Here is a 15,316-nt window from a genome sequence, read left to right as displayed (position 1 = left end):
GTGCCGGAAATGATATCTCACTACAAAGTGCTGAAAACTCTGGGCCAGGGGGGCATGGGTGTCGTCTATCTCTGCCGTGATGAACGCTTGAAGCGCGACGTGGCTGTCAAGGTCTTATCCGACAAGTACAGCCAGGATCCGATCTACCGGCAGCGTTTTCTCACCGAGGCCCAATCGGCATCCGCCCTGAATCATCCGAATATTATTACGATTTACGAGATCGGCACCGATCAGGGCCGCGACTTCATCGCCATGGAATATGTCGTAGGGCAGAGCTTGGATTCAATCCTGTCAGCGCGCGGCGCCTTGCCGGTGAGAGAGCTCCTGGATATCGGGATTCAGCTGGCGAAGGGATTGGCGGCGGCTCATCCCGCGGGAATTGTACATCGGGATCTCAAGCCGGGTAATGTCATCATCACCCCTGACGGACGGGTCAAGATCCTCGATTTCGGCCTCGCACGGCAGCAGGAATCCAGAGGCGCCGCACCGGCCGATACCGCGGATGAGGCCGCCACGATAGCGGCTTCATACACCCAACCCGGGATGATCCTCGGCACTCCCGGTTTTATGTCCCCCGAGCAGGCCCGCGGCGGCCTCGCCGATCATCGATCCGACCAATTCAGCCTCGGCTGCATTCTCCATGCGATGGCCTCCGGCAAAGCCCCTTTCTTGGGCGAGAGCATCGTGGATGTCCTGCATGGCGTCCTGCACAAGGAGCCCGAACCACTGGACGGCGCGCGCAGCGACCTCCCCTTCGGCTTCATAGAGGTTCTGCAGCGCTGCCTCCAAAAGCGGCCGGAAGATCGCTACCCCGGCGCCGCGGCAGTGGAATTCGCCCTCAGTAATGTGAAAGAGGCCCTCTCCTCACCGTCACAGGTGCAGACCGTGCCCGGTGTCCCATCATCACGATGGCATCCCCGCAGGAAATGGGCCTTGCCGCTCGGCATCGCCGGCGCCCTGGCGGCGGTCCTGATTATACTTTTTGCCTTCGGCCTTCTCTCGCGGGCGAAAACAATGACCGTCAGCGTTCAAGACGAAGAAGGTCATCAGATCCGGCGCGAAGTGCCGACCGCTGAAAATCGAAAACGTATCGGCATCTTTCCCTTTGAAGTCGACCATAGTGATTCGACTGATGTTTGGCTTTCCTTCGCCGTCTCGGATTTGCTCTGCTGGGATCTCATGCAGGATTATTATCTTCACATCGATCCCCTGATCGACCTTTTGGGATCATCCAAATACGCGGAGGAGGCCAAGAAGGCCGGATATCCGAAGGTGCTTGGGACGCCCCTTCACCTCAAGCGGCAGGTAGCGAAGGCCTCCAGCTGCTCCCACTTTGTGGCGGGGCGTGTCGGCGCGGCCGCGGATAGTTTTTGGATGGACGTTGAATTGTATAATATTAAAAGCGGGCGGCTTCAGACGGATTTTCATCTTGCCGGTACCGACTTTTTCGCTCTGATGGATCAGATGAGTCTGCGCCTGCGCAGAGATCTTGGGGTTCCGGAATCGCACCTTCAGGAATGGCCTGATTTGCCGCTTGTCGCTATCGCTACGAATTCCATGACCGCCCTTGAATGGATCAGCCGCGCCACAATGACCCGCGATATCGATGGGGATCTTGATAGAGCCGCTGAATACCTCGAAAAAGCCGTTGAAGCCGATCCGGCCTGTGCTTTGGCTTACTGGAGCCTCTTTTACATTTATCAATATTCCAATCAGGGAACTCCCGCGCGCACGGCCGGTGTTATCAATTCTCTTATGACTCATATCAGCCGCATTCCCGAAGGACTTCAATTCGCCGTAAAAGCCGTCTACTTCCAGAATCAAAACGAAATCGACAAGATGATGGCGGTCATTCAGATGTGGCGGGATCTCTATCCGTACGACATCCGGCCTCTTGAAATTCTCATCAATCTGCATCGGGCGCGCGGTGAGACGGATCAGGTTATTGCGACGATGCAGAAACTCCTCGAATTGGAGCCTGACAGTCCGCAGTATCTTCTCCAGACCGGCGAGGAATTGCAGCGCACGGGCAAATATGAATCCGCCCGTGGATATTTTGAAAAATACGTTGAACGGCATCCCGATGATTCCAAGGCCCTGTTGGCCCTTGGAGAGCTTCTGCAGGCGCTCGGCGAACATGCAGAGGCGAAGCGCACTATCGAACGCGCCCAGATCATGACACCCCAGGATCCCGATATCCGGGCCGCCCTGGCCAAATGCGAGTATGATCTCGGCAACCTGACGGCGTGGCCCACTATTGTACAGTCGATTCTCACCGAGCCGTTGAGCCCGGACGAACGATTGAGCGCAACGATGGAATTGGCCGACTATTACGAACTAAGAGGGCAAAACAACAAAGCCGCCGGTATCTGCATAGAGGGTCTCGACGCAGTGGGGACATCCGCCTCGACACTCTGGATTCTTCTGACTCAAATCGACCTTGCCCGGCAGTTGGCCAAGGCGGGCCGGCGGGAACAGTCCATCGAATGGCTGGATAAAATGAAAGCCAACGCGCCCCTACCCTACAGAACTCTCGTTCTTTTAGGTCCGCTGGAGGTCTATCCGGAGCTCGGCGATCTGACATCCGCTGAAGCAGCCGCGGACGAGCTGGAAACGATTATCAAAGCGATGAATTTAGAACTCCTCCGTTTCAAATGGATGGAAGCTATGGGGAGGATCCGGGAGAAACAGGGTAACTTCGATGAGGCCAGCGATTTCTTCCGGCGCCGCATTGAGATCTCGCCCGCGGGTGTGGCGCCCTATCGCGATTTGGGACGCTGCTATCGCAAAATGGGCAAATTCAAGGAGGCGGGCGCCGCGTTGGAGGTCGCTCTGAAAAGAGCTCCTTACCATCCCCTCACCCTCCTCGAGATGGCATTGACGAACGAGGCCATGGGCCGCCGGGTCCCAGCCCTTGAGAACCTGAACCGCGTTCTTGAAATCTGGGCTGATGCGGATTCATCATTTGCGCCGGCGCAGGAGGCCCGGGAACTGAAACGGGGTTGGAGTGAAACAAGCTAGATCTTAAACACGCGAGTTGCCGTGCCGGCTCCCTTTCCTGAATGCGCCGGCCTGTCCATCATAGAGGTGACCCATGCCCAATACGGTGAAGACAACCCTATTGACGGATTACTACAAAAAGCGCGGCTTCTCGGAGGAGCAGGCCGGCATGGCTGTTCAGGCGATGATGCATTATATGTCTTACCTCGATGGAATCGATTGCACATATGATGTTTCATCGGTCGCGGAAATGAAAACCTATTTATCCAAGCTGGTGGAGCAATCGCTGAATTCCGAAGAAACGCTCCTTGCCCTCGCCCGTTATAGCTATCTTACCGATAAAACCGATGTCTATATATACTTCACGGGAATCCTTGGAATCGCAGGCATTGTACATAATTTGGCGGAACATGCAGAAAGGGTCGCGGGACCGGAAATACGAAAGCGGGTTTTTGAAAATGCCGCGATCCCACCCGCTGGTTCTCCCCCGGAGGCGATTCTCGATGTCACGCGGCGAATCGTAAAACGCTTGCGCGAGGAACTTCCGGAAGATCAATGCAAAAGGGCACTCACGGCGAATGTCCACGATATTCCCGTTGAATCCTTCACAGAGGCGAGGAAACGGTTCATGGAAGCGCCTTCAATAGATGCCTATCTCGCCGACCATCATGCGCGTCTGGTGGCAACGCTGCAGGACCATGCCGATTCAGGACAAGTCTGGTATGAACAAATAATTACGCCGCAGGTCGTCGCCTTCGTCCGGGATAACCCCGAAATCCAAGCCGGTGTGCGCAAGGGGAACAAGATCACTCTCTCCAAAATCCCTTATAATCCCGATGCTTGGCTCGATGAGAAGGATCCGGATAAGAAACGGTATCTTGCCTGCCACTGTCCCATGGCGCGTTCATCCCTGCTTGAGCCGGGAAAAGAGATCCCGTCGGTCTGGTGCCATTGCTCCGCCGGATATGAAAAGCTTCGATTCGATGTCATTTTTGAGCAGGATGTCGAGGTGGAATTGTTGGAGTGCGTTCTCAGCGGCGCTGAACGTTGCCGGTTTGCGATTACAATCCCGCCGGAATTCATGGAGGAATACCGGCCTTGATTCCCCTACCCTTTATACCGATAATATTGTAGAGTATGCTGTGTCAGCGGCGGCTGGCTGCCGGCACCGCACCCATCCGCAAAATCAGGACAAGGGGGCTTGAAATATCATGCGTAGGAAGATATCCGTCATTTGTGTGCTACTCCTCCTAACAGAAGGCCTGTCTCCGCTCGCGGTCTTTGCTCAAGATGATACCGATCTCCTCGGCACCGCTGAGGTTACAGCCCGCAGCCTCAACATCCGCAGCGGTCCCAGCACCAGCGATGCGGTGATTCATTCGGCTCCCCAGGGAACGGTCGTCATCGTGCTTGCGGTGCGGGACGGATGGGCGCAAGTCCGTCTTGTGGATGGCGCCACCGGCTGGTGCGCTTCAAAGTATCTAAAGAGTCTCGCACCACCGCAACCTACGGAACCTCCTCCCCCGATCACGACCCCGCCGGTAACCCCGCCGATGATCGAAGTCGGCGTTGATAACTCATCCGGCGCATCCGGCGGATCGGCTTTGGGAAAGATCTTTAAGTGGGGATGTCTCCTCGGTGGCGTCGCATTGGGCGGTTTGGCCTATACCGAATGGTCGAAGGGTAACGATGCCTACGATGAGTATAAGGTTCTCTTTAACGATGGCGATCTTACGGCCGCCGATGAGAAATTTGCCGAGGCGGAGGATTTCGATAGCACCGCGCAGATGTATGCCATTGCCGGCGGAGCTTGTCTGGGCTTGTTCATCCTGCAGCAGTTCGTGCTGGGCCGCGGAGAAAAGAACGACGCCTCCGCCCGCCGAACCTTTGACAATCCGTCGTTGACGTACAATGCCACTCAGCGCTCTGTCCGGCTTGAGCTGATTCATGTGAATTTATGATACAGCGATCCCTCCGGGGGCCCGATGCTTTCCTGTCACGGAATTTGTCGCCAGAGGCGGATGGGAGTGTCTGTTGCGATCTGAAGCAAAATGCTGGGGTTGACTCAATCCTTCATTAAACCACGACTGTCATCGAGTTCGTTCCTGACAACGGCGGCCAATTTTCGCTTTGTCAGCGGTTTGCCGGCAAAAGCGCCGGCGCCCAGGCGCTGGGCTCTGCGGACTTTTTCCGATTCTGAAAATCCCGAAATAATAATCGTCCGCTGTTTCGGATTGATCTCTCGCAGCCGCTGAAATGTTTGGGCGCCATCCAACCCTCCGGGCATAATCATGTCTAGAATGACCAGGTCCTGCGGGTTATTTTTGAGAAATTCAACAGCTTCCTCACCGCTCGCAACAGCGCTGACCTGGTAGCCCAAATTCTGTAACAGTTTGCCGCACACTTTTCGTTGGATCTCGTCGTCATCGACGATCAGCATCGATTCCGTGCCTCCGATCAATTCCTCGTGAGAATCATCTTTTATATTCTCCCTCGTAATCGGCAAATAAATGGTGAAGGATGTTCCCTCATTGATCATGCTCTCGATATCAATATATCCGTCATGATCCTTAACCACGGCATCGACCACGCTGAGTCCCAATCCTGAACCCCGCCTTCTATCAGCCGATTTGGTTGTGAAGAAAGGGTCAAATATCTTCTGAAGAATCTCATTTGGAATCCCACATCCGCTGTCTCTGACTGTTAATTTGACGTACTCACCTTTCGGCAGACGTGAATATCCAACTCTTGCTACATCAGCATAGTAATTTTCCGTCTTGAGGTATATCTTGCCAGCACCCTCCATGGCATCGCAGGCATTATTTAGAAGATTGCCGAGCATGCGATTGATTTGTGCACTGCCACCCTTAATATACATCAATCCATCATAAAGTTCGGTTTCCACGGTTACTTTGTCGTAAGATGCTTCCATTTCAGCAGCCGCCTGCTTAACCAACAGATTTAGATCCAGCACTTCCTGGCTATAATGCCCCCGCCGGCTCATCGTCAGAAGATCTTGATTGATATTGGCGATTTTATGCGCGGCGGATTCAATGATCTCAAGATATGCGTGGGCGGGGTGATCCTTCGGCAATTCCTCATGGATGAGTTCCGGGTAACCCATTATTGGACCCAAGAGATTGTTGAAATCATGCGCGATCTGACCGGCGATCGTTCCCGCCAATTCGAGTTTCTCGGCCCGGGCTTCCAGATTCTGCAGCCGTTTCATTTCCGTGATGTCACTTATAAAACTAAGAAAACTATCATCGCTCAGCCTGACGGCGCTGATAATCGCCATACCCAGGCCGCCGTTCTTCCGGCGAAAAGTCACCTCGCCGTTCATTTTCCCCGTCACAAGCAGTTCATGGAAGAGGTTTTGGAATTCTTTCCTTTCGTCTTCCGCGTGAAAATCCATGATATTCATCTTCAGTAGATCGGATCGTGTATAGCCGGTGATCGTCACGGCAGCATCATTAATTTCGACAATATTGCCGATCCTATTCATTACCACAATCCCATCGGGAGCATGATTGACATAGTTCCTGAATTTTAGTTCGCTTGCCTGTAAGGCCTTTTCTGCAATCTTGCGTTCGGTAATTATAATCCCCGTCCCGATAAGCCGGTAAACATTTCCCTCGTCATTGATGAGCGGGGTCACCCTATTGAGCCACCAGTCGCCCTTGCCTTCTATGATGCCGAAAAACTCAGATTCGATGGCAATTTTGTTCCTTACACATTTATTATAAACGTTTTTGATATAGTCTGGGATTTCTTCTCCAAGGTGAAATTTTAGATCATCCGGTGACTTTCCGGCGACATCCTCATTTTTGAGCTGCATTAGCTTTTCATGGACAGGACTAATGCCGATATATCTGTACTCACCATCGCCGACAACATCGACAACAAAAACTCCGATATCCGATCCTTCATAGATGCTCTTGAGATAAGCATTCGAATCGCGAAGTTCCTTTTCGAATTTCAGGCGATCCGTGATATTTTCGGCCATAATTATGAGTCGGCTAATTTTCCCTTCCTGATCCCGCAACGGCGTGACATGGACAGAGAGGTACACATCATGCCCATGTTTGTGAATATTCTTTGTTTGGAACTGATACGACTCGCGTTTGCCTTCCATCAACTCCTGATGGAGCTTCATTTGCTGCCCGAGATAGTCAGGGTGGGTGAGATCCTTGAGGGTGCGCCGGCGAAACTCCGCCGCCGTGTATCCCATCATCGAAGAAAATGCCGGATTATGGTAAAGGATTCGTTCCCGTGCATCCGCAATCCCGATTCCCAGGGGTGACGCCTCAAACAATGCTTTGAATTCCTCATGGCATCGTCAATCGTTATCGGTTCCCCTGTCACTATCACCCGGTTGTAGGCTTCAATCCGTCCTTCTGGGGCGGCATTCGGCGCGATCTGTTGAAGCGATGTGCCGGTCAAGTCGGATAGACGGATTACCTTCAGATTCTCAAGAATCGTGGTATTGGCGTAGAGGATACGAAGCTCGGCATCGCAAAGCATGAAGCCGACAGGGGACGCATCGGCAAACGGTTGCCAAAGCAATTCCCCATCCTCCAGGCGCGGCCGGGATTCGGAAGCACTCCCATGCATATCAGGGTCTCCATCGGAACGGTGGTCTTCATGAGATATCGACAGTTAGTGACCCCAGCTTGGGGTAATAAAGGGGAGAGATCGAAGCCTCAACCGATGGCAGAAGATGCTATGCGACCATAACATGATCCGCTAACCGCTACCAATGCGGTCGGTTCGCGTGATAGCTTCACAAGACACACGAGAAGACTCTCAACACTAAATTCACCTACCGGACATAGACAAGCTTCCGGAATTGACTCGCGCCGGCTATTTTGACGCGGCAATAATAGTGGCCGGGGGCAACGCGATGCCCTGAGTCCTCCCGGCCATCCCAGATGAGCCTGTGAAGACCCACCGGCATTCTCCGATCTATTAGAACGGCCAGAACCCGTCCCTGGATATTGTAGATTTCAGCCTTAACAAGGGATTCCACCGGCACCTCGAAATGGATCTCGATGGTATCGGTGAAGGGTAGTGGATACCCCTCGCCCAGATAGAACGCCTCCCCCGGCGTGGGATCAGAGACCGCCGACGCCAGACTCGTATCGGGCACATGAACTCGGTAACCATATCCATCCGTCTCTCCTGCATGATCGTCTGACCAGTCCGCCAGACCCGGGTCAAACAGTCAGCCACCGGAGGTGCCGGTCACCCACATCCCCCAGCGGGCTCCATACGGATTGTCAAACTGGAGCCTGGTTGTTGTCGTGATCGGATGGGCGCATCCCGGATTCGACATGCAGATCCAATACTTTCCATCATAGTTGAAAATATAGTGGAACCAGCCATTGGGCAGCACCCAATTGGTATAATTATTCGAGTTGGGATCAAACGTCTCGAGATGCACATCGCAACGGCCGCCCGTCGTGGGTGTCACATCGTACCAGTAGGTCGTCGGATGGTTCGGGTTGGAGCCCCCCTGGGGTTCGCAGACGACGACATCCGGGCCCGGGCAATAATGGCCCGAGACCATCCTGAGGCTGAACTCCCAGGAATGATCGGAGCTATCGACAACCCAATTATAGCTCGCGATATGGTACCCACCCGATCCCACGGGCAAAGGGTTCATATAATAGATCATATTGTCGCTGGTCACGCCGCGCCCGACGATGTAATGCCCGCCCCCCGCCGTCCAGTACCAATTAATGATAATGGGACGGCAATTAACATTAATGTCATTTCTAATGGTCGACAGTGAAAGCACCCCGGCATATCCGGCGGATCCCAAACCCCAGGTTGCCAAGAGATCAGCCAGGCAGCCCGGAGCCCCATACATACAATTGCTCTTGTTACAGCAGGTCGCATGACCGGGGTTGTTGCAGCAATAGTCGGGATCAGAGACACAGGAGGAGCACCATGACGGGCTGTGATCACTGCAGGCCGCATTGGCGATGTCGCATTGCTCCGCTGAAATAGCATAGTAATCAAGAACCGCTTCCGTACAGGCGGCCCAGCACCAATTGGTTTGTTCTTGTCCCACAACAGGAACGGAAAGAAACTTCGCCGCTCCACGACCCGGGGCAAGAATTATAAAGACGAAGACCATCAGTGCAAGGGTCAGAAGCAGGGCTACCCTTTTGGAATCCTTCATTTTAGTCCCTCCTCTCCCTCATTCTGCCGCCGCACCAGCGCGAGCCGGACATAAGGGGCCAGAATGGCAACAGCCTCGGAAAGGGGCATCGGCCGATACTCGAACCGGCTGCCCTCATCGAGTAGTCCCAACGAACGGGCTGTCGCTTCCAAGGGGACCAGCTGAGATTCACCCTTCCCGGTGACCCACACGAACTGGCTCCCGGTCTGATAAATGAAGAGGTATCTCAATTGGTAGCCGTCTGAGGCGGGCCACCGGGCCACCAACACCTCCATCTCAGGCGCCGGGGACAAACCTCCCAGATCGACCGCTTCCCACCCATCCGGCATTTGATCCACGGTCAAGAGGGTCCGCGGGCTTCCGGCAGCGACGACGGGGAACTGCCAAACGCCGGTGGGATGGATGCCGGCCATCCGAGAAAGATCCTCCGCGTCCGCGAGAATCTCGTCGGCGGTCAGGGGATAGATCATGAAGGGCTCGCCCAAAGCGGCCAGGCTCAATTCTCCCCGGTCTTGAAACCCGAAGTGGCCCAGCTCGCCGGGTGGTATGAGATCCAGAAACCTCTGTAGCCCCTGCTGAGCGGCGTGAATCGCCGCTTTCGGAATGACTCCGGCGGCTTCGGGATCCGGTTGTGCGCCGGCGCCGGGGATGACCAGTGGGCTCAAGATGAGGAGGGAACAACATAGGAGAAATACGATACGATTGAACATTTCTCTGCCTCCTTTCGGGTGAAGGATGAGAGAAAACATCCATATTTATAAATATAGAGGAAGGTCTATTTCTTAGCGGAATGGTACCACAAAATTCGGGCGGGAGGGACAAGCAAATTTAAGCTTCCGGCAATATTATCGCGAAACGGCAGGTTTCGCCGCCGGCCATAACCGACTCAACCACTTCGGTCTTGACCTCGCCTTCAACAATCTCCTCCCAGATAAATTTATTGAAGGCCGCGCCACAGCTGCAGTAGACGGGGGCGATTTTCTCTTTTGTAGCCCTCACGAAGGGGCAGTAGCAATAGTTCAACTGCCTCTCGTATCGGCTGGCGGCGGCTTCATATTCCTTCGCTCGGCACGGTCTCTTTGTATTGAAGAGCGTGCTTCCTATTCTCTCATAGCGCGGAAACATCGAACCGCTATTGAATGAAGTATCCTTATTCATCAAATCGATAATCTCATCGATGTCTCTATTCTCTCTATAAACCGCTCGCAACTTTGCAAGCGCGCCGGCCGTATCGCCAAGAAATGTCTCCTCAATAAAGCGGCAGGCATTCTGGGTCATGATCTTCTTAGCGGTTTCTTCGTCGACCAGGGATGTCAGTCGATCCATGGCATCCTTCATCCAAACCGCGAGATCATCGATATCAGCCCGGCCCTCCAAATCCTCACTGCCCTTCATTACAAGATCCCGGACATAACCGCCCGCGTACTGCTCCAGGTTCTTAGAGAAAAGGGCCAGTTTATCACCTATCCATCCCATGACAGCCTCCCTACATCACCCAGGCATACCCGATCTTCGCAAATACCGTCCGCTCGGCCTGCGTCAACTTGACATCATGATCCCCATAATGCCCGTCGGAATAACCGAGGAAAAAGACAGTCTGTGGATTGATTTTGTACGATACCAGGAATTGTGTGGCAAGTGAACTCGATTCGGAGTTTTCGCCTGAATAGAGTCTGGTCTCATCGGAATTTTCATACTGCAAGATCGCCCTCACAAAAGCGCGGCGGCTAAGTTGGTAGATGGTCCTTAAATATGAAATATTCGCCGTGTAGAGCCGGCCCTCATCGATATCAAAGCGCTCAAATGTGTGCGCCAGAACGACAGAGAGTCCACGCCCCATTTTGAACTCGATCCGGGGCTCGAGGCTTAGGCGCCGGCCCGTTCGAGCATTCCGGTAGTCCATCGCCTCGCCATAGCCCGCATCTCCCCTGAGGTAAACCGATCCACTGGGCCAGGCGCCGGCATCGGCCGACAGGTTCCAGGTGTCGAATTCCGTCCCGAGGTAGGTCTGCCTCCCATACCATCCATTGAGGTCACCATATGATTGTTTCGGGCCAGCATAATTAAACCAGAAGTTGCCGCCACGACGCCGGGGGGATTTATCCTCATTTTCCTGATATACATAGCTGCTCCCGAAATTGAGCATGTTCCACCAGCCGCCCGCCCCCCGCCGCCAGGTATGTCCCCATCCGGCCTCTGTATGTGAGTAACCCACTCCCGGCATATAATCCAAATCAGAACGAAAATCCTCTCCGGATATTGAGTAGTTGGCATAGACATCCAACCCACTTGTGTAATTGCCGATGCTCGTGGCAAACATCGCATCGGAGAATTCGCCATCCGGCTGATCATAATCGGCGGCCAATTCATCCGGATACCGAGTATCGGATCTCTTTCCTTCAATTTCAATCTTGGTGTTCTCACTCAGCCAAATATCCGCTTCGACGCCCGCCACACGATTGTGATAGTGGTCGGCCTCGCGCCCATTATAAAAAGCATTCACCGTCGACTGCTCTCCGATATCCCGCTGGTAGCTGGCCACCATGGCAGTGCTTTCCAGATTGAGAGATGTGGACCTCGAAAATTGACTTCCCGCAAAGATGAGATTCGTGATCTCATCCCGTGCGACGAGAGCTCCAAAGGCATTCGCTCCAGCTTTGCCTGTCAGCTTAGCGCCCCAATGCGGAGAGGCGATCGATCGTGAATAAAAATTGTCAAAGACCCCCGCGCTCTCGAGGAAGAAGGGGCGTTTCTCTTCATAGTAAAGGGCGTACTGCTGATTCACATCGAGCTGAAAGGCATCCGCCTCAACCTGCGAGAAATCGGGATTTATAGCGGCGCCGGCGGTGATGTTCGGCGTTAGACCCCATCGTCCGGTTACACCGATATTGACGTCATCCTGCGCATCCCCAAAATCGCCGGTCGGGAAGTTTTCGCGCTCCTGCGTAGCGATACCGGAAATCGTCGGATCGATCTCGATATTCCTGCCCGGGGTCGCCCCCTCAAAGCCGATGATCTTCTCCATCTGGCAGTAATAACAATTATTGTCGCGATCCCGTGGATAAAGGCTGAGGTGATAGCGAACATCCCGTGGATACGACCGAACAGCGTCCACACCCCATATTTGCGTCGATTTCTCTGTCTGAAAACGAATGGCACAGAACGGGATCGCCATCTCGACACTGTAGCCCCAATCAAAGATCTGGCCGGCGGAGTCCCAGATGGCATCCCAGGAGTTGCCGTCACCGTGCACTCCGCTGGCCGTGTCCCCCTGAATCCCAAGGGGATTACAGGCGAACTCATAACCGCCCCGCTGGTCATTGTAGGTATCGATTCCAATGACGACCCACTCGTCATCCCACATATTGTCGTGGTCGCAGAGATGGGCGTAGATCTGGGAGGGGTCGGGATCAAAGGCCCTGAAGGCCACGTAGAAGTGGGTATCGCTGAAGGCGAGCAGCATATCGGTTCGAACCGGCGCCTCCGTATTGTCTCCGGGGCGCACCTGAGTATTCACCCCCATGACCAGGGCCTCAGCCCAGGCCGGCTCATCGAGGGCGCCGTCGATTGAGATCGTATTTTCGATCCGGGGTATGAGATGCGGCGTTTTCTCGACGCCATCGGTCGCGAGGACCGGCCCGGTTTGCAAGAGAATGGTTAGAACCAAAAAAGATAGCAGCAAGGACCCCAGAACCGCGGCCAATGACTTCACATCGACTCCTCCTCTACCCCGCAGCCACCTTTAGATAGACGGTAAAAAAGCCCGAATCGTTCAAACCTTTCTTATCGACTGCAGCTTTTTACGGGGTTCGGCGCCAAAGGGTTGCGGGGCTTCGCAGGGCGGATTATTTGTCCCTCCCAACCCACCCCCCGCGGGGACAAGCGTGACGCTGAAGCGAATACTCCATATTTGCACCCATTCGAAGCTCACATGGAATGAAGGGAATCTAGAAATGGAGGTTTATTCCAAATGAAGTCTCATCCTTAGCCTTGGTTGCGACAAAATTCACATTTTCCATCCCCGAGAATCCAAGCAAAACATCCGTCATTAAAACCCCGATAAAATGCCCCAGGGCAAAGCCGGTGAGAACATCCGAGGGATAATGATGGCGACCCTCAACCCTGGCCCATCCACAGGCGGCCGCCGTGCTGATACATCCGATCTGCAATCCCGCTTGCCATCGGTTCGATAGGCTCAGACTTTCGATATTTCGGGAGGCGAGAGTTGCATGCAGCGAAGAACTGGCGGCGTGCCCGGAGGGGAAGCTCAGGTCATCTGTGTCATCGGGGCGCGTCCTCCCCGTTCCTTCCTTTAACAATCCTACAGCGCCGGATGTCAGAATCTGCGCACCCACTCCCACGGCGCCCACCCTAAGCTTGCGCATAAGCCATTGATCGACCTTCGTTCCGCTGGGCGTCGCGAGCAAAGTGGAAACGTATAGGCCGACAGTGGCAAGGCGAAGATTGTCGCTTGCCCGGGACGCCGCGTGACGGGAACCAAAGATGGGTGTCGCATCAGCGCCCCACTCACTGATGCGCGTGTCCGTGCCGTCGATCTGGATGAGAAGAGCCGCGGTGGCTGGGATCCAGGTCTGGGGATCAAGCGCCGCATCCATAACCGCAGCATGGAACGGCTTTCTTCCGGGGGCTTTTGGAAGCGTGGCGCATCCTGATCCCACAAAAAGAAGGACTGCCGGCAGCACCACCCGTCTCCACATGGTTTGCTTCGAACACATATGAGTCAGTATACTGCCCCCATGGAGTACACGGGTAGCGTTTACAGGCCCCCCAGCGAGGCCCGCAGTTTAATTATCCAGGTCACACTGGGTTGCAGCTGGAACAAGTGCACCTTCTGCCGGATGTATCGAGAGAAGAATTTTCGCGTTACACCCGAAGCCGAGGTTTTTGCCTTTATTGACGAGGCCAGGTGCCAATTGGGACCGGGTGTCCGCCGGGTCTTTTTGGCCGACGGCGATGCTCTCTGCCTGAAGACTGAAAAGCTCTTGCGCATTCTCAAGAAGCTGCAGGTAACTTTCCCGGATCTCCACCGGGTCGGCATCTACACCTATGAACACAACTTTCGCGGCAAATCTGATGAAGAGCTGCGCCAACTCGTCGAGAACAAACTCACTCTTGGGTATCTCGGTCTTGAAAGCGGCGATGAAGAAGTCCTGGAGCGGATCAACAAAGGGTGCACAGCGGTGCAGATGGTGGAGGCTGTGCGGCGCATGCAGGCGGCCGGTATGAAAACAAGCGTAATGACGCTTCTCGGGCTCGGGGGCGCCAGGCTAAGCTACCGTCATGCGAAGAGGTCGGCGGAAATTCTCAATCAGATGAACCCCCGCTTCACCTCCTTCCTTACCGTGACTTTAATCGATAAAACCGAATTATACGACCAGGCCGGCGCCGGGGAGTTTGACCAACTGACCCCGATGGAATCGCTTCAGGAACTCCGTTGGATTGTAGAAGATCTGGAATTGGATGGCTCCATCCTCCGCGCCAATCACGCGTCGAACTACCTGCCGCTCGGCGGCACCCTGCCGAGAAACAAAGCAGAGATCCTCGCCGCGATCGACGCCGCGCTGCGCGGCGATGTGTCCCTCAGGCCGGAGTTTCTCCGGGGGTTATAGCACACATCAACCCGTCCCCAGCGCCTCTTCCACGGTATCGTACATTGAGAAGACAGCATTCATCCTTGTCACTTCGAAAACCCGCAACGCCTGTTTATTGACCCGCGCCAGCATAAGAGCAATATTACGCTGGTTGCACTCTCGTAGAGCAAATGCCAGCACGCCAAGATCAATGCTCGAGAACCAGGTCGTTTCCACCAAATCAATGACAATTCGTTTGCATTTCCCCTCACGCGCCAAAGCCATCAACACATCACTGAAACCACGCCGCCCCGCTTCATTGGGTCTTCCACTGGGAAAGGGAAGAATCACCGCATCGCCGGCGCGCTTTATCTTATTCAAATCCATTTAATCTCCCCCTCAAATCACCCGGTCACCCCCCTGCATCCTAGATTCACCGCGTCACAGGATCAAGTCTCTCCGGCATCGGCTTGTCGATTGCACCGCCCCGTCCGTGCAAGGATCCCTTGCCTAAGAGCATGATATGTAGTAGGATATT

Annotated in this window: 13 protein-coding genes; 4 read left to right on the top strand and 9 right to left on the bottom strand. The window is 54.3% G+C overall.

The genetic code is table 11. The features are described from left to right. The 3 genes from KJ970_19200 (at position 1) to KJ970_19190 (ending at position 4,961) form a co-directional block, all read left to right on the top strand. A complete protein-coding gene (locus tag KJ970_19200; GenBank protein MBU2693048.1) occupies positions 1-3,021 on the top strand; it encodes a protein kinase in 3,021 nt (1,006 codons plus the stop codon). A gap of 73 nt (positions 3,022-3,094) precedes the next feature. Next, positions 3,095-4,102 (top strand): hypothetical protein, encoded by a 1,008-nt coding sequence (locus tag KJ970_19195; GenBank protein MBU2693047.1) that lies wholly within the window; start codon positions 3,095-3,097, stop codon positions 4,100-4,102. Positions 4,103-4,211: 109 nt separating this feature from the next. Beyond that, positions 4,212-4,961, top strand: a complete 750-nt coding sequence (locus KJ970_19190; protein ID MBU2693046.1) for an SH3 domain-containing protein — start codon at positions 4,212-4,214, stop codon at positions 4,959-4,961. Positions 4,962-5,065: 104 nt separating this feature from the next. Here KJ970_19190 and KJ970_19185 read toward each other — a convergent pair whose 3' ends face one another. The 8 genes from KJ970_19185 to KJ970_19150 form a co-directional block, all read right to left on the bottom strand. Beyond that, positions 5,066-7,315, bottom strand: a complete 2,250-nt coding sequence (locus tag KJ970_19185; GenBank protein ID MBU2693045.1) for a PAS domain S-box protein — start codon at positions 7,313-7,315, stop codon at positions 5,066-5,068. After that, entirely contained in the window at positions 7,231-7,614 is a 384-nt protein-coding gene (locus tag KJ970_19180) for a PAS domain-containing protein (GenBank protein MBU2693044.1), read from the bottom strand. Before KJ970_19180 ends, KJ970_19185 begins: the two co-directional genes overlap by 85 nt. Before the next feature lie 208 nt (positions 7,615-7,822). Then, positions 7,823-8,149 carry a T9SS type A sorting domain-containing protein gene (locus tag KJ970_19175; protein ID MBU2693043.1) on the bottom strand — a complete coding sequence of 109 codons (327 nt, stop codon included), beginning with the start codon at positions 8,147-8,149 and terminating at the stop codon, positions 7,823-7,825. A gap of 75 nt (positions 8,150-8,224) precedes the next feature. Further along, a complete protein-coding gene (locus KJ970_19170) occupies positions 8,225-9,187 on the bottom strand; it encodes a C39 family peptidase (GenBank protein ID MBU2693042.1) in 963 nt (320 codons plus the stop codon). Continuing rightward, entirely contained in the window at positions 9,184-9,897 is a 714-nt protein-coding gene (locus KJ970_19165) for a hypothetical protein (GenBank protein MBU2693041.1), read from the bottom strand. The genes KJ970_19170 and KJ970_19165 overlap by 4 nt, the downstream gene beginning before the upstream one ends. Before the next feature lie 118 nt (positions 9,898-10,015). After that, positions 10,016-10,663: a hypothetical protein gene (locus KJ970_19160; protein ID MBU2693040.1), complete on the bottom strand. Its 648-nt coding sequence runs from the start codon at positions 10,661-10,663 to the stop codon at positions 10,016-10,018. Between the two features lie 10 nt (positions 10,664-10,673). Then, a complete protein-coding gene (locus KJ970_19155; protein ID MBU2693039.1) occupies positions 10,674-12,899 on the bottom strand; it encodes a carbohydrate binding family 9 domain-containing protein in 2,226 nt (741 codons plus the stop codon). 235 nt (positions 12,900-13,134) lie between these two features. After that, positions 13,135-13,890, bottom strand: a complete 756-nt coding sequence (locus KJ970_19150; protein MBU2693038.1) for a phosphatase PAP2 family protein — start codon at positions 13,888-13,890, stop codon at positions 13,135-13,137. 54 nt (positions 13,891-13,944) lie between these two features. On the opposite strand from KJ970_19150, the gene KJ970_19145 reads away from it, so the two are divergent. Continuing rightward, positions 13,945-14,817 carry a radical SAM protein gene (locus KJ970_19145; GenBank protein ID MBU2693037.1) on the top strand — a complete coding sequence of 291 codons (873 nt, stop codon included), beginning with the start codon at positions 13,945-13,947 and terminating at the stop codon, positions 14,815-14,817. A gap of 6 nt (positions 14,818-14,823) precedes the next feature. Here the strand turns inward: KJ970_19145 and KJ970_19140 are convergent, their stop codons facing one another. After that, positions 14,824-15,165 (bottom strand): STAS domain-containing protein, encoded by a 342-nt coding sequence (locus KJ970_19140; protein ID MBU2693036.1) that lies wholly within the window; start codon positions 15,163-15,165, stop codon positions 14,824-14,826. Positions 15,166-15,316 lie beyond the last annotated feature (151 nt).

The organism is Candidatus Eisenbacteria bacterium (genome assembly GCA_018831195.1).
GTDB lineage: Bacteria > Eisenbacteria > RBG-16-71-46 > CAIMUX01 > JAHJDP01 > JAHJDP01.
The sequence above is the reverse complement of the archived record's forward strand: the minus strand, read 5'-3'. Positions and strand labels throughout refer to the sequence as shown.

Excerpts from the sequence above, each read along its gene's own strand:
- KJ970_19140 (MBU2693036.1), bottom strand. The coding sequence starts at position 15,165 with ATGGATTTGAATAAGATAAAGCGCGCCGGCGATGCGGTGATTCTTCCC.
- KJ970_19190 (MBU2693046.1), top strand. The coding sequence starts at position 4,212 with ATGCGTAGGAAGATATCCGTCATTTGTGTGCTACTCCTCCTAACAGAA.
- KJ970_19180 (MBU2693044.1), bottom strand. The coding sequence starts at position 7,614 with ATGCATGGGAGTGCTTCCGAATCCCGGCCGCGCCTGGAGGATGGGGAA.
- KJ970_19195 (MBU2693047.1), top strand. The coding sequence starts at position 3,095 with ATGCCCAATACGGTGAAGACAACCCTATTGACGGATTACTACAAAAAG.
- KJ970_19145 (MBU2693037.1), top strand. The coding sequence starts at position 13,945 with ATGGAGTACACGGGTAGCGTTTACAGGCCCCCCAGCGAGGCCCGCAGT.
- KJ970_19165 (MBU2693041.1), bottom strand. The coding sequence starts at position 9,897 with ATGTTCAATCGTATCGTATTTCTCCTATGTTGTTCCCTCCTCATCTTG.
- KJ970_19160 (MBU2693040.1), bottom strand. The coding sequence starts at position 10,663 with ATGGGATGGATAGGTGATAAACTGGCCCTTTTCTCTAAGAACCTGGAG.
- KJ970_19170 (MBU2693042.1), bottom strand. The coding sequence starts at position 9,187 with ATGAAGGATTCCAAAAGGGTAGCCCTGCTTCTGACCCTTGCACTGATG.